Source organism: Leclercia sp. LSNIH1 (assembly GCF_002902985.1).
In the GTDB taxonomy this organism is placed as follows: Bacteria; Pseudomonadota; Gammaproteobacteria; order Enterobacterales; family Enterobacteriaceae; genus Enterobacter.
This window is the reverse complement of sequence record NZ_CP026167.1, coordinates 1,277,110-1,289,549: the sequence shown is the minus strand read 5'-3', so window position 1 is coordinate 1,289,549 and position 12,440 is coordinate 1,277,110. Positions and strand designations below refer to the sequence as shown.

15 protein-coding genes are annotated in these 12,440 nt (G+C 62.0%); 12 read left to right on the top strand and 3 right to left on the bottom strand.

The genetic code is table 11. From position 1 onward, the window contains the following. Positions 1-2: 2 nt before the first annotated feature. From phnE to phnP, 12 genes are all read left to right on the top strand, one after another. A complete protein-coding gene (gene phnE / locus C2U54_RS06510) occupies positions 3-782 on the top strand; it encodes a phosphonate ABC transporter, permease protein PhnE (RefSeq protein WP_103177908.1) in 780 nt (259 codons plus the stop codon). Between the two features lie 20 nt (positions 783-802). Beyond that, positions 803-1,528: a phosphonate metabolism transcriptional regulator PhnF gene (phnF, locus tag C2U54_RS06505; RefSeq protein ID WP_103177907.1), complete on the top strand. Its 726-nt coding sequence runs from the start codon at positions 803-805 to the stop codon at positions 1,526-1,528. Next, a complete protein-coding gene (phnG, locus tag C2U54_RS06500) occupies positions 1,529-1,981 on the top strand; it encodes a phosphonate C-P lyase system protein PhnG (protein WP_103177906.1) in 453 nt (150 codons plus the stop codon). Continuing rightward, the gene (phnH, locus tag C2U54_RS06495; protein ID WP_103177905.1) at positions 1,978-2,562 is read left to right on the top strand and encodes a phosphonate C-P lyase system protein PhnH; all 585 of its coding nucleotides are present in this window, start codon (positions 1,978-1,980) and stop codon (positions 2,560-2,562) included. The genes phnG and phnH overlap by 4 nt, the downstream gene beginning before the upstream one ends. Further along, positions 2,562-3,626: a carbon-phosphorus lyase complex subunit PhnI gene (locus C2U54_RS06490; protein ID WP_103177904.1), complete on the top strand. Its 1,065-nt coding sequence runs from the start codon at positions 2,562-2,564 to the stop codon at positions 3,624-3,626. Before phnH ends, C2U54_RS06490 begins: the two co-directional genes overlap by 1 nt. After that, positions 3,619-4,464, top strand: coding sequence for an alpha-D-ribose 1-methylphosphonate 5-phosphate C-P-lyase PhnJ (gene phnJ, locus C2U54_RS06485; RefSeq protein ID WP_103177903.1), 846 nt, complete (start codon positions 3,619-3,621; stop codon positions 4,462-4,464). The genes C2U54_RS06490 and phnJ overlap by 8 nt, the downstream gene beginning before the upstream one ends. Continuing rightward, on the top strand, positions 4,461-5,216 hold the full coding sequence (gene phnK, locus C2U54_RS06480; protein ID WP_103177902.1) for a phosphonate C-P lyase system protein PhnK: 756 nt from the start codon (positions 4,461-4,463) through the stop codon (positions 5,214-5,216). The genes phnJ and phnK overlap by 4 nt, the downstream gene beginning before the upstream one ends. Positions 5,217-5,371: 155 nt before the next feature. Then, the gene (phnL, locus tag C2U54_RS06475) at positions 5,372-6,052 is read left to right on the top strand and encodes a phosphonate C-P lyase system protein PhnL (protein ID WP_103177901.1); all 681 of its coding nucleotides are present in this window, start codon (positions 5,372-5,374) and stop codon (positions 6,050-6,052) included. Next, the gene (gene phnM, locus C2U54_RS06470) at positions 6,049-7,185 is read left to right on the top strand and encodes an alpha-D-ribose 1-methylphosphonate 5-triphosphate diphosphatase (RefSeq protein ID WP_103177900.1); all 1,137 of its coding nucleotides are present in this window, start codon (positions 6,049-6,051) and stop codon (positions 7,183-7,185) included. The genes phnL and phnM overlap by 4 nt, the downstream gene beginning before the upstream one ends. Further along, on the top strand, positions 7,182-7,739 hold the full coding sequence (phnN, locus tag C2U54_RS06465; RefSeq protein ID WP_103177899.1) for a ribose 1,5-bisphosphokinase: 558 nt from the start codon (positions 7,182-7,184) through the stop codon (positions 7,737-7,739). Before phnM ends, phnN begins: the two co-directional genes overlap by 4 nt. Beyond that, the gene (gene phnO / locus C2U54_RS06460) at positions 7,726-8,160 is read left to right on the top strand and encodes an aminoalkylphosphonate N-acetyltransferase (RefSeq protein WP_103177898.1); all 435 of its coding nucleotides are present in this window, start codon (positions 7,726-7,728) and stop codon (positions 8,158-8,160) included. The genes phnN and phnO overlap by 14 nt, the downstream gene beginning before the upstream one ends. Positions 8,161-8,169: 9 nt before the next feature. Then, a complete protein-coding gene (phnP, locus tag C2U54_RS06455; protein WP_103177897.1) occupies positions 8,170-8,928 on the top strand; it encodes a phosphonate metabolism protein PhnP in 759 nt (252 codons plus the stop codon). Positions 8,929-9,015: 87 nt separating this feature from the next. Here the strand turns inward: phnP and yjdP are convergent, their stop codons facing one another. The 3 genes from yjdP to C2U54_RS06440 form a co-directional block, all read right to left on the bottom strand. Further along, complete coding sequence (gene yjdP / locus C2U54_RS06450) at positions 9,016-9,339, bottom strand: DDRRRQL repeat protein YjdP (RefSeq protein ID WP_103177896.1); 324 nt, start codon at positions 9,337-9,339, stop codon at positions 9,016-9,018. Between the two features lie 69 nt (positions 9,340-9,408). Next, positions 9,409-10,041: an N-acetyltransferase gene (locus C2U54_RS06445; RefSeq protein ID WP_103177895.1), complete on the bottom strand. Its 633-nt coding sequence runs from the start codon at positions 10,039-10,041 to the stop codon at positions 9,409-9,411. Positions 10,042-10,141: 100 nt separating this feature from the next. Continuing rightward, positions 10,142-12,433, bottom strand: a complete 2,292-nt coding sequence (locus C2U54_RS06440) for a hybrid sensor histidine kinase/response regulator (protein ID WP_103177894.1) — start codon at positions 12,431-12,433, stop codon at positions 10,142-10,144. Positions 12,434-12,440: the final 7 nt, after the last annotated feature.

The window sequence follows — 12,440 nt, the reverse complement described above, 5'->3', positions numbered from 1 at the left end:
ACATGCAAACCATCACTCTCCCACCGCCAAAGCGCAGCTGGTTCTCGCTGATCAGCTGGGCCGTACTGCTGGCAGTGCTCGTCGTCTCCTGGAAAGGGGCGGAAATGGCCCCGCTGACGCTGATCCAGGACTCGGGCAACATGGCGACCTTCGCCGCCGACTTCTTCCCACCGGACTTCAGCCAGTGGCAGGATTACCTCGGCGAGATGGCCGTCACGCTGCAAATCGCCGTCTGGGGCACCGCCCTGGCCGTGGTGCTCTCCATTCCGTTTGGCCTGATGAGCGCCGACAACATTGTGCCGTGGTGGATTTACCAGCCGGTGCGCCGCCTGATGGACGCCTGCCGCGCCATCAACGAAATGGTCTTTGCGATGCTGTTCGTGGTCGCCGTCGGTCTCGGTCCCTTCGCCGGGGTGCTGGCGCTTTTTATTCACACCACCGGCGTACTCTCCAAGCTGCTTTCGGAAGCGGTAGAAGCCATTGAGCCCGGCCCGGTCGAAGGCATTCGTGCCACCGGTGCCAACAAAATTGAAGAGATCCTTTACGGCGTGCTGCCCCAGGTGATGCCGCTGCTCATCTCCTACTCCCTCTACCGCTTTGAGTCCAACGTCCGCTCCGCCACCGTTGTTGGCATGGTGGGCGCAGGCGGAATTGGCGTCACCCTGTGGGAAGCGATTCGCGGTTTCCAGTTCCAGCAAACCTGCGCCCTGATGGTGCTCATCATCATCACCGTCAGCCTGCTGGACTTCCTCTCTCAACGTTTGCGTAAGCACTTCATCTGAGAAGCGAGGCTTTGATTTCTATGCACTTATCCAGACATCCGACCAGTTACCCTACCCGCTGGCAAGAGATTGCGGCGAAGCTCGAAGTAGAGCTGCGCACGCACTACCGCTGCGGGGACTATCTACCTGCGGAACAGCAGCTTGCCGATCGCTATGAAGTCAACCGTCACACCCTGCGGCGGGCCATTGACCAGCTGGTGGAGCGCGGCTGGGTACAGCGCCGCCAGGGCGTCGGCGTGCTGGTGCTGATGCGCCCGTTCGACTACCCGCTCAACGCCCAGGCGCGTTTCAGCCAGAACCTGCTGGATCAGGGCAGCCACCCCACCAGCGAAAAACTGCTCTCGGTGCTGCGTCCGGCCTCCAGCCACGTGGCGGATGCGCTGGGGATCCAGGAGGGGGACAACGTCATCCACCTGCGTACCCTGCGCCGGGTCAATGGCGTGGCGGTGTGCCAGATCGATCACTACTTCGCGGACCTGGCCCTCTGGCCGGTGCTGCAACATTTCACCAGCGGCTCGCTGCATGACTTTCTGCAGGATGCTACGGGGGTTGCGCTCAAACGCACCCAGACGCGCATCAGCGCCCGCCGCGCCCAGGCCAAAGAGAGCAAGGTGCTGGAGATCCCCAACATGGCGCCCCTGCTCTGCGTGCGCACCCTTAACCACCGTGACGGCGAGGTGAACGCGACGGAGTACTCCGTCAGCCTGACCCGCGCCGACATGATTGAATTCACCATGGAGCACTGAATGCATTTCGATACCTCCACCCGCCAGCACTGGATGGCGGTGCTCGCCCACAGCCAGCCTGCGGCGCTTGCCGCGCGGATGTCGGCGCTGAGCCTGTCGCCCGCTTATGAACTGATCCGCGCGCCTGAAACCGGACTGGTGCAGATCCAGGCGCGGATGGGCGGCACCGGGGCACGTTACTTTGCTGGCGATGCCACCCTGACCCGCGCCGTAGTGCGGCTTGCCAGCGGCACCCTCGGCTACAGCTACCTGCTCGGGCGTAACAAACCCCACGCCGAGCAGTGCGCCGTTGTGGACGCCCTGCTGCAGGAAGCCCCCCATTTTCAGGCCCTGATGGAAACCGTTATTGCCCCGCTGGAAGCCGACCGCGCCGCACGCCTTGCCGCCCGTCAGGCCGAAGTGAACACCAGCCGGGTCGACTTCTTTACGCTCGTTCGCGGAGACAACGCATGACACTTCACCCCGCTTTTACCCTTGCCGTGCAGGATGCCCAGCACAGTTTTCGTCGTCTGCTGAAAGCGATGAGCGAGCCGGGCGTCATCGTCTCGCTGCATCAGCTTAAGCATGGCTGGCAGCCGCTGAACCTCGCCACCACCAGCGTGCTGCTGACCCTGGCCGATAACGACACCCCGGTCTGGCTGTCGGGCTCCGTCAGCAACGATATCGTCAGCAGCAACCTGCGTTTTCATACCAGCGCCCCGCTGGTGGAGCAGCCGCAGCAGGCGGTGTTCGCCGTCGCCGACGAGCAGATCGGCCACGAGCAGCTCAACGCCCTGAGCGAGGGCACCGCCGTGGCGCCGGAGACCAGCGCCACCCTGATTTTGCAGGTCTCCAGCCTGAGTGGCGGACGCATGCTGCGCCTGACCGGGGCCGGCATCGCCGAGGAGCGGATGGTCGCCCCGCAGCTGCCGGAGTGCATCATTCACGAGCTGACCGAGCGCCCGCACCCGTTCCCGCTGGGGATCGACCTGCTGCTGACCTGTGGCGAGCGCCTGCTGGCAATCCCGCGAACCACCCACGTGGAGGTGTGCTGATGTACGTTGCCGTCAAAGGGGGCGAGAAGGCGATCGCCGCCGCCCACGCGTTGCAGGAGCACAGACGCCGGGGCGATGAGCTGATCCCCGAGCTGAGCGTCGCCCAGATTGAACAGCAGTTGAACCTGGCCGTTGACCGGGTGATGACCGAAGGCGGCATCGCCGATCGCGAGCTGGCGGCCCTGGCGCTGAAACAGGCCAGCGGTGATAACGTCGAGGCCATCTTCCTGCTGCGCGCCTACCGCACTACGCTGGCGAAGCTGGCGGTGAGCGAGCCCATCAACACCGCAGAGATGCGCCTTGAGCGCCGTATTTCGGCGGTCTATAAAGACATTCCCGGCGGCCAGCTGCTTGGCCCGACCTACGATTACACCCATCGCCTGCTCGATTTTACCCTGCTGGCAAACGGCGAAGCCCCTCGCCTTACCCCCTCAAACACCGAGCAGGACGCCGCGCCGCACGTTTTTAGCCTGCTGGCCAACCAGGGGCTGGCGAAAGCGGAAGAGGATTGCGGCGATGAGCCAGACGATATCACCCGCACGCCGCCGGTTTACCCCTGTTCACGCTCATCGCGCCTGCAGCAGCTGATGCGCGGCGACGAGGGCTACCTGCTGGCGCTGGCCTACTCCACCCAGCGTGGCTACGGTCGTAACCACCCCTTCGCGGGGGAGATCCGCAGCGGCTATATCGACATCAATATTGTGCCGGAAGAGCTGGGATTTGCGGTGAACGTCGGTGAAATGCTGATGACCGAATGCGAAATGGTGAACGGCTTCGTCACCCCGGATAACGACGCGCCGCACTTCACCCGCGGCTACGGCCTGGTGTTCGGCATGGGCGAGCGCAAGGCGATGGCGATGGCGCTGGTTGACCGCGCCCTTCAGGCTCCCGACTACAACGAGAACATTACAGGCCCGGCGCAGGACGAGGAGTTTGTGCTGGCCCACGCGGATAACGTCGAGGCCGCAGGCTTTGTCTCGCACCTCAAGCTGCCGCACTACGTCGATTTCCAGGCTGAACTGGAGCTGCTTAAACGTCTGCAACAGGAGCGCGACAATGGCTAACCTCAGCGGCTACAACTTTGCTTATCTGGATGAGCAAACCAAACGCATGATCCGCCGCGCCATTTTAAAAGCGGTCGCCATCCCCGGCTATCAGGTGCCGTTCGGTGGCCGTGAAATGCCCATGCCCTACGGCTGGGGCACCGGCGGGATTCAGATCACCGCCAGCGTGATTGGCGAAGCGGATGTGCTGAAGGTGATTGACCAGGGGGCGGACGACACTACCAACGCCGTCTCGATCCGCCAGTTCTTTACGCGCGTGACGGGGGTGAACACCACCGAGCGCACCGAAGACGCCACGCTGATCCAGACCCGCCACCGCATCCCGGAGACCCCGCTCGTTGAAGATCAGATTTTGATTTTCCAGGTGCCGATCCCCGAACCGCTGCGCTTTATCGAGCCGCGCGAAACCGAAACCCGCACCATGCACGCCCTGGAAGAGTACGGCGTAATGCAGGTGAAGCTGTATGAGGATATCGCCCGCTTCGGCCATATCGCCACCACCTACGCCTACCCGGTGAAGGTCAACGGGCGCTACGTGATGGACCCGTCGCCAATCCCGAAGTTCGATAACCCGAAGATGGACATGATGCCCGCCCTGCAACTCTTTGGCGCCGGGCGCGAAAAACGCATCTACGCCGTGCCGCCCTACACGCGGGTTGAGAGCCTCGACTTTGACGATCACCCGTTTACGGTGCAGGAGTGGGATGAGCCGTGCGCCATCTGTGGGTCGAAGCACAGCTATCTCGACGAAGTGGTGCTGGATGACACCGGCAAACGGATGTTTGTCTGCTCCGATACCGATTTTTGCCGCCAACAGAGCGAGGCCAACAGCCAATGAAACCGCTGCTTTCGGTCACTAACCTGACCCACCTTTATGCGCCGTGCAAAGGCTTCAGCGACGTGTCGTTTGACCTGTGGCCGGGGGAAGTGCTGGGGATTGTCGGCGAGTCCGGCTCCGGCAAAACCACCCTGCTGAAATCCCTCTCGGCGCGCCTGACGCCGCAGAACGGCGACATTCTCTATGACGGCCACTCGCTGTATGGCATGAGCGAGGCCGAGCGACGTCGCCTGCTGCGCACCGAGTGGGGCGTGGTGCATCAGCATCCGATGGATGGCCTGCGCCGCCAGGTCTCGGCGGGGGGCAACATCGGCGAACGGCTGATGGCCACCGGCGCGCGCCACTACGGCGACATCCGCGCGACGGCGAAACAGTGGCTGGAGGAGGTGGAGATCCCGGCGTCGCGCATCGACGACCTGCCCACCACCTTCTCCGGCGGGATGCAGCAGCGCCTGCAGATCGCCCGCAACCTGGTTACCCATCCGAAGCTGGTCTTTATGGATGAACCTACCGGTGGGCTGGACGTGTCGGTGCAGGCCCGCCTGCTGGATCTGCTCCGCGGTCTGGTGGTGGAGCTGAACCTGGCGGTGGTGATTGTCACCCACGACCTGGGCGTTGCCCGCCTGCTGGCGGACCGTCTGCTGGTGATGAAGAGCGGCGAAGTGGTGGAAAGTGGGCTGACCGACCGGGTACTCGACGATCCCCACCATCCCTACACCCAGTTGCTGGTGTCGTCCGTATTGCAGAATTGAGGTTGCTGTTGCCGGGTGGCGGCTTCGCCTGACCCGGCCTACGGACCGCGCTCTTTGTAGGCCGGGTAAGCGAAGCGCCACCCGGCAATGAATCCAGCACCTTGTAGGCCGGGTAAGCGCAGCGCCACCCGGCAAGAAAACGCCACGAGGCCAAAATGATCCACGTACAAAACGTAAGTAAGACCTTTGTACTCCACCAGCAAAACGGCGTGCGCCTGCCGGTGCTGCAAAACGCCTCCCTTGAGGTAAAAAATGGCGAATGCGTGGTGCTGCACGGCCACTCCGGCAGCGGCAAATCGACCCTGCTGCGCTCGCTGTATGCCAACTACCTGCCGGACGAAGGCCATATCCATGTGCGCCACGGCGACGAATGGGTCGATCTGGTGCAGGCCCCGGCGCTTAAGGTGCGGGACGTCAGGCGCACCACCATTGGCTGGGTCAGCCAGTTTTTACGGGTGATCCCGCGCGTTCCAGCGCTGGAGGTGGTGATGCAGCCGCTGCTGGATCTGGGCGTACCGCGCGACATCTGCGCCGCCAAAGCCGCCAGCCTGCTGACGCGCCTTAACGTGCCGGAGCGCCTGTGGCATCTCGCCCCCTCCACCTTCTCCGGCGGCGAGCAGCAGCGGGTGAATATAGCCCGCGGCTTTATCGTCGATTACCCGATTTTACTGCTCGATGAACCGACCGCCTCGCTGGATGCCAAAAACAGCGCAGCGGTTATTGAACTGATCGAAGAGGCCAAAGCGCGCGGCGCAGCGATCGTCGGGATCTTCCACGACGACGCGGTGCGGGATCGCGTGGCGGATCGTCTGCACCCGATGGGGATCACCGCATGATCGTCAATAACGTAAAACTGGTGCTGGAAAACGAGGTCGTTGACGGCTCCATCGACATTCAGGACGGCATCATTCGCGCCTTTGCCGAAACCCAAAGCCGCCTGCCGGAAGCGATGGACGGTGAAGGCGGCTGGCTGCTGCCAGGGCTGATTGAGCTGCACACCGACAACATGGATAAGTTCTTCACCCCGCGGCCCAAAGTGGACTGGCCCGCCCATTCGGCAATGAGCAGCCACGACGGGATGATGGTCGCCAGCGGCATCACCACGGTGCTGGATGCGGTGGCGATTGGCGACGTGCGCGACGGCGGCGATCGTCTGGAGAATCTGGAGAAGATGATCAACGCCGTGGAAGAGACGCAGAAGCGCGGCCTCAACCGCGCCGAGCACCGCCTGCACCTGCGCTGCGAGCTACCCCATCACACCACCCTGCCGCTGTTCGAGAAGCTGGTGGACCGTGAGCCGGTCACTCTGGTGTCGCTGATGGATCACTCTCCGGGCCAGCGCCAGTTCGCTAATATCGAAAAGTATCGTGAATATTATCAGGGTAAATATGCCCTCAACGACGCGCAGATGGCGCGCTACGAAGAGGAGCAGCTTCAGCTTGCCGCCCGCTGGTCGCAGCCCAACCGCCAGGCCATTGCTGCGCTGTGCCGGGCGCGCAATATCGCCCTCGCCAGCCATGACGACGCAACCGCGGATCATGTGCTTGAATCCCGGCAGCTTGGCAGCGTGATCGCCGAATTTCCTACCACGTTCGAAGCCGCAGAGGCCTCCCGCCAGCACGGAATGAACGTGCTGATGGGCGCCCCGAATATCGTGCGCGGCGGCTCGCACTCCGGCAACGTAGCGGCAAGCCAGCTCGCTTCCCTCGGCCTGCTGGATATCCTCTCCTCCGATTACTACCCCGCCAGCCTGCTGGATGCGGCGTTCCGGGTAGCGGGCGACGAGGAGAATCGTTTTACCCTGCCGCAGGCGATCCGCCTGGTGACCCGCAACCCGGCGCAGGCGCTCAACCTGGACGATCGCGGGGTGATTGGCGAAGGCAAGCGGGCGGACCTGGTGCTGGCGCACCGTAAAGGCGAGCACATTCATATCGACCACGTCTGGCGTCAGGGAAAACGGGTGTTCTGATGGGAAGACTAATCTGGTTAATGGGGCCTTCCGGCTCCGGAAAAGATAGCCTGCTGGCGGCGTTGCGCGAGCAGCCTCATCCACAACTGCTGGTGGCGCACCGCTATATCACGCGCGCCGCTACTGCCGGGAGCGAAAACCACATCGCCCTCAGCGAGCCGGAGTTTTTTACCCGCGCCGGGCAGCATCTGTTTGCCCTGAGCTGGCACGCTAATGGCTATTATTATGGGGTGGGTCTGGAGATCGATCTCTGGCTGCACGCCGGGTTCGACGTGGTGGTAAACGGCTCGCGCGCCCATCTGCCCCAGGCGCAGGCGCGTTACGCCGGGGCATTGCTGCCGATCTGCCTGCAGGTGTCGCCGGAGATCCTGCGTAGCCGACTGCAGGCGCGTGGGCGGGAGAGCGCTAAAGAGATCGACCAGCGGCTGGCGCGCGCCGCCCGTTATACGCCGTCCGACTGCCCGATCCTTAACAATGACGGCAGTTTGCATCAGTCTGTCGACAACTTCCTTTCACTCATTAGCCAGAAGGAGAAAAACCATGCCCGAGTGTGAGTTGCGCCCCGCCACCGCGGAGGACGTTGACGCGGTCTATGGCCTGATCTGTGAGTTAAAACAGGCGGAGCTTGACCGTTCGGCGTTCCATGCGGGGTTCGCGGCCAATCTGCAGGATCACAATATGCGTTACCAGCTGGCGGAACAGGATGGACATATCATCGGGATGATCGGCCTGCACATGCAGTTTCACCTGCATCACGCCAACTGGATCGGGGAGATCCAGGAGCTGGTGGTGATGCCGCAGGCGCGCGGTCTGAAGGTCGGCAGCCGGCTGCTGGCCTGGGCGGAAGAAGAGGCCCGTCACGCCGGGGCGGAGATGACCGAGCTCTCCACCAGCGTAAAGCGTCTCGATGCGCACCGCTTTTATCTTCGTGAAGGGTATACCCAGAGCCACTTCCGCTTCACTAAACCTCTGTAAGGAGGCGCCATGAGTCTGACCATTACGTTAACGGGAACCGGTGGCGCCCAGCTGGTGCCCGCTTTTGGCTGCGACTGTCCGGCCTGCCGCCGGGCGCGTTTGCAGGAAGATTATCGCCGTCGCCCCTGTAGCGCGGTGGTCAAATTCAATGATGCGGTGACGCTGCTGGATGCCGGGATCCCGCACCTGATGGACGACTGGCCTGCGGGCAGTTTTCAGCAGATTTTACTCACCCATTACCACATGGATCATGTCCAGGGGCTGTTTCCGCTGCGCTGGGGCGTGGGGGCGACCATTCCGGTCTACGGCCCGCCAGATGAAGCCGGGTGCGACGATCTCTTTAAACATCCCGGCCTTCTCGACTTTAGCCATACTCTCGAGCCGTTTGTGGTCTTTGAACTCCAGGGCCTGCGGGTGACGCCGCTGCCGCTCAACCATTCGAAGCTGACTTTTGGCTATCTGCTGGAGAGCGCCCACAGCCGCGTGGCCTGGCTCTCCGATACCGCCGGACTGCCGGAGAAAACGGTGAAGTTTCTGCTCAACAACCAGCCGCAGGCGATCGTGATTGACTGTAGCCATGCGCCGCAGGACGAGCCCCCGCGCAACCACTGCGATTTAAATACGGTTATTGCGCTCAATAAGGTAATTGTCTGCCCGCAGGTGATCCTGACCCATATCAGCCATGAGTTTGACGTGTGGATGATGGACAACCCGCTCCCTGTGGGGTTTGAAGCGGGGTATGACGGGATGGTACTGGCGCTGGACTGAGGTATCGCAATGCCGGGTGGCGGCTTCGCCTTACCCGGCCTGGGAAACCGTAGGCCCGTGCAAGCGGCGCGCCGCCGGGCATTGGCATTACCGCCGATCGTAATCCTCTTCCAGCCTGCGCTCGTCATCTTCTAAACGACGCCGGTCTTCATCCAGCTGGCGCTGACGTTCATCCAGGCGACGACGGCGATCGTCCAGCTGGCGCTGGCGCTCTTCATACTGTCGGTTATCGCTGCTGCGACGCCGATCGTAACGGTCATCGTCATCGTTACTGCGGTCGCTGTTGGGGTTGTAGGCGTCGTTAATCGCCTGCTGAATATTGCCGATGGTGTCGTCAACAATATCAGCGTGAGCCAGATGGCTGGTTAATGAGAGCAGACCCAATAACAGGGCGGTAGAGTAATGTTTCATAAAGCCAGTCTCGCAGGTGAGCTGGCTTTACGGTAATAAACAGCGGGTGGAGCGAGTAGCGGAGGAATCTCAAATTCTGTAAGGGGAAGTTTCTTCCATAAGGTGATTCGCACGTTGCCTGTTCTCGGCCACTAAAACAACGCGATGGCATTTTTGGTCAGGCGAAACACTCCAGATACGCTCCTCAGGAATACAGCCGCCATCGTAAATCACTTTACTGCCATCATAAGGCCAAAATGCGCCTTGCTCGGTATCCAGTACGAACACAGCGATTTGATCCGATTCACGGGCAATCTTTTGCCAAAGCATTTTACCGCCTTCGTACTGTTCAAAATCGCTTATTAGCGTAATTCCGCACTGGAGGATTAATGCCTCATAAAGTCGGGTTGCCAGCCCTTTATCCCGCTCGCCAGGATCAACACAGACGCCTTCAACCTGAAGGATGTGGGCATCTTCCCAGCAGCGTTCAACAGCAACGATATCTTTACCGAGTGCAGGTTTGCGCTGTAAATCCAGCGCTGCCACAACCCGATGTCGCGGTATGCCTTCAAAGATTTCGATATCCGCTTCAATGATTGCCGCGCGAGGCGTCTGGGGATCATAGATGACATGCAGCAATCGCCCTGAGAGTTCAATCTCTTCCACCCGCGTAAAGGCGCGTGCGACTGTCATCGGGCTATAGGTTGTAGGCATCACGATCATATGTGAGTCCCCTCTCGTCAGTACCGGCATAAGTCCTTTTATATCCTAATCCGCTCATTTTTGCGCAGATTAACATCACCCATGCAGCGGACACGATTGATTAATTCTTAAACATGGCACCGATTTTTTGCAGCGCCTGCGCCAGCTGCGCACGGGTAAAAGGCTTGCGCAGCAGCTCCACGTCCGGCAGCTGTGGGTTATGTGCCGGGCGCAGATCCTGGCCGCTCATCAATAGCACGGGGAGATGCGGGAACTGCTGGCGAACCTGCTGGATCACCTCCGCGCCGCTCAGGGTACCGGGAAGCATTAAGTCGCTGATAAACATCTCGATATCCGACGATGCGTTCAGCATCTGCAGCGCCTGCTCGCCGGTTTCCGCCTCCAGCGTCAGGTAGCCCAGCTGGTGCAGCTGTTCGCACAGGGTCTGGCGGACATCGCTCTGGTCGTCCAGCACCAGTACCAGCCGGTCGCTTTGTACCGCTGCGGCCGCCGCCAGCGTCTCTGGCTGGGGAAGTGCCTGCTGGGTGGCGCGGGGCAGATGCAGCCGCACGGTGGTGCCTTGCCCGGGCGCGCTTTCGATCTCCACCCGCCCGCCGGACTGGCGCACAAAGCCATACACCATCGACAGCCCCAGCCCGCTGCCGCTGCCGGTCTGCTTGGTGGTGAAGAAGGGTTCGAAGACCCGGGATTTAATGGCCTGCGACATCCCGCAGCCGTGGTCGATCACCTCCAGCGCCACCATATCCTGCCTGCGTCCGTCGCTGCGGGTGACGCGCTGGTTCCAGGTGCGGATTTTTATCACTCCACTTTGCCCCTCCATCGCATCCCGGGCGTTCATCACCAGGTTGATAATGGCGTTTTCCAGCTGGCTGATGTCAATCCACGCCGGCCAGGCCGGGGTCTGCGCTTCGATCTCCAGTGAAAGGGTGGCGGGCAGGGAGTGGCGCATCAGCTCGGCCAGGTTTTCCAGCAGGGGTTTCATCTCCACCGCGTGCGGGTTCAGGGACTGTTTGCGGGAGAAGGCCAGCAGGCGCTGGGTCAACAGCGCCCCGCGCTCGGCGGCCTTCAGCGCGCGGCTGATGCGCGGCGCATCCGGTGAATGGGGGTCGGCCAGCTCCAGGCTGCCGATGATCACCGCCAGCAGGTTATTGAAATCATGCGCCAGCCCGCCCGTCAGCTGACCCACCGCCTTCATCTTCTGGCTGTGGAGCAGCGCCTCCTCCAGCCCCTGACGTTCAATGCGATCCACCTCCATCTGGGAGGTTTTCTCTTTCAGCAGCCGGGTGGTGTGCTCCAGCGAAGCGGTATTGCGGGCAAAGACGTTAAATGCCCGCGCCAGCTCGCCCAGCTCATCCCGCCGTTGCAGCGCAGGCACCGAGACATCCTGTTCCCCGTGGGCCAGCCGCGACATCGCCCGGGAGATGGCGGTCAGGTTGGTGCCCAGGTTGCGGTAGATGTACCAGCAGGCAAAGGCGGTAATGATCAGCGCCAGCACGGCGGAAAGGGTGATAAAGACGCTGATGGAGCGCAGCTCCTGATGGCTCTGGGCGGTACGCAGCTGGGATGCCTGCGCCACCTGCTCCACATACTGATTGATATCGCTGTTGAGGATCGCCACCAGCGCTTTGATGTGAAACATATACCAGCTGATCGATAGATCGCTCTCTTCCAGCTGCCGGGAGAGCGGGCCGAGCTTGTTCAGCTCGGCGTTAAAATCGGGCAGCACAAAGCCCACCACCGGCTGAGTGGCCCCAGGGGGCAGCATCGCCGTCACCGTATCAAGCTGCTGGATGGTCGCCCGCGGCGAAGGAGTTTCGATGGCGGCGACGATCAGCCGGTCCATCTCGCTGAGCAGGCGGGCATCGGGCACGTTACTGGCGTAGCGGCGGTTGATCTCCTGGAGATGGCGGAGATAGCTCTGGCTCTGGTAGAGCGCGCTGAGCAGGGCATTACGCTCCAGGTGGCGTCGTTGTCCGCGTTCCAGCATCCCGGTCACGCTTTGTTGCAGCTCGTTGCTGCGCCGGATGATCCGCGCCACCAGCGCCGGCTCCTGCTGCGCCAGCGGCGCATCGGCAAGCTGCGCCAGTGAATGGCCCAGCGCCGTCTGGGTCTGTTTCAGCCGGTTGGCTTCGTCTTTATATTCCAGCGCCCCCACCACCTGCGACAAACGTACCGCCGCCGTCGCCACGTTGGCGGTTTCCCGCGACAAATTCATGCTGCCGGTCATGTCGTCCAGCGTCTGGCGCTGCACCTGCTCCTGGATATGGCTGGCGTGGCGAAAGCCCAGCACCGCCACGCCGCTGACCATTAACGTCACCGCCACCACCAGCAGATTGAAGATCAGCAGGCGGCCACGGGCGCTGGCGAAAAAGGGAGGACGGCGTGAAGGCATGTTGGCT

Excerpts from the sequence above, each read along its gene's own strand:
- C2U54_RS06445 (WP_103177895.1), bottom strand. The coding sequence starts at position 10,041 with ATGATCGTGATGCCTACAACCTATAGCCCGATGACAGTCGCACGCGCC.
- phnG (WP_103177906.1), top strand. The coding sequence starts at position 1,529 with ATGCATTTCGATACCTCCACCCGCCAGCACTGGATGGCGGTGCTCGCC.
- phnJ (WP_103177903.1), top strand. The coding sequence starts at position 3,619 with ATGGCTAACCTCAGCGGCTACAACTTTGCTTATCTGGATGAGCAAACC.
- phnH (WP_103177905.1), top strand. The coding sequence starts at position 1,978 with ATGACACTTCACCCCGCTTTTACCCTTGCCGTGCAGGATGCCCAGCAC.
- C2U54_RS06490 (WP_103177904.1), top strand. The coding sequence starts at position 2,562 with ATGTACGTTGCCGTCAAAGGGGGCGAGAAGGCGATCGCCGCCGCCCAC.
- phnL (WP_103177901.1), top strand. The coding sequence starts at position 5,372 with ATGATCCACGTACAAAACGTAAGTAAGACCTTTGTACTCCACCAGCAA.
- phnM (WP_103177900.1), top strand. The coding sequence starts at position 6,049 with ATGATCGTCAATAACGTAAAACTGGTGCTGGAAAACGAGGTCGTTGAC.
- phnO (WP_103177898.1), top strand. The coding sequence starts at position 7,726 with ATGCCCGAGTGTGAGTTGCGCCCCGCCACCGCGGAGGACGTTGACGCG.
- phnK (WP_103177902.1), top strand. The coding sequence starts at position 4,461 with ATGAAACCGCTGCTTTCGGTCACTAACCTGACCCACCTTTATGCGCCG.
- phnE (WP_103177908.1), top strand. The coding sequence starts at position 3 with ATGCAAACCATCACTCTCCCACCGCCAAAGCGCAGCTGGTTCTCGCTG.
- phnF (WP_103177907.1), top strand. The coding sequence starts at position 803 with ATGCACTTATCCAGACATCCGACCAGTTACCCTACCCGCTGGCAAGAG.
- yjdP (WP_103177896.1), bottom strand. The coding sequence starts at position 9,339 with ATGAAACATTACTCTACCGCCCTGTTATTGGGTCTGCTCTCATTAACC.
- phnP (WP_103177897.1), top strand. The coding sequence starts at position 8,170 with ATGAGTCTGACCATTACGTTAACGGGAACCGGTGGCGCCCAGCTGGTG.
- C2U54_RS06440 (WP_103177894.1), bottom strand. The coding sequence starts at position 12,433 with ATGCCTTCACGCCGTCCTCCCTTTTTCGCCAGCGCCCGTGGCCGCCTG.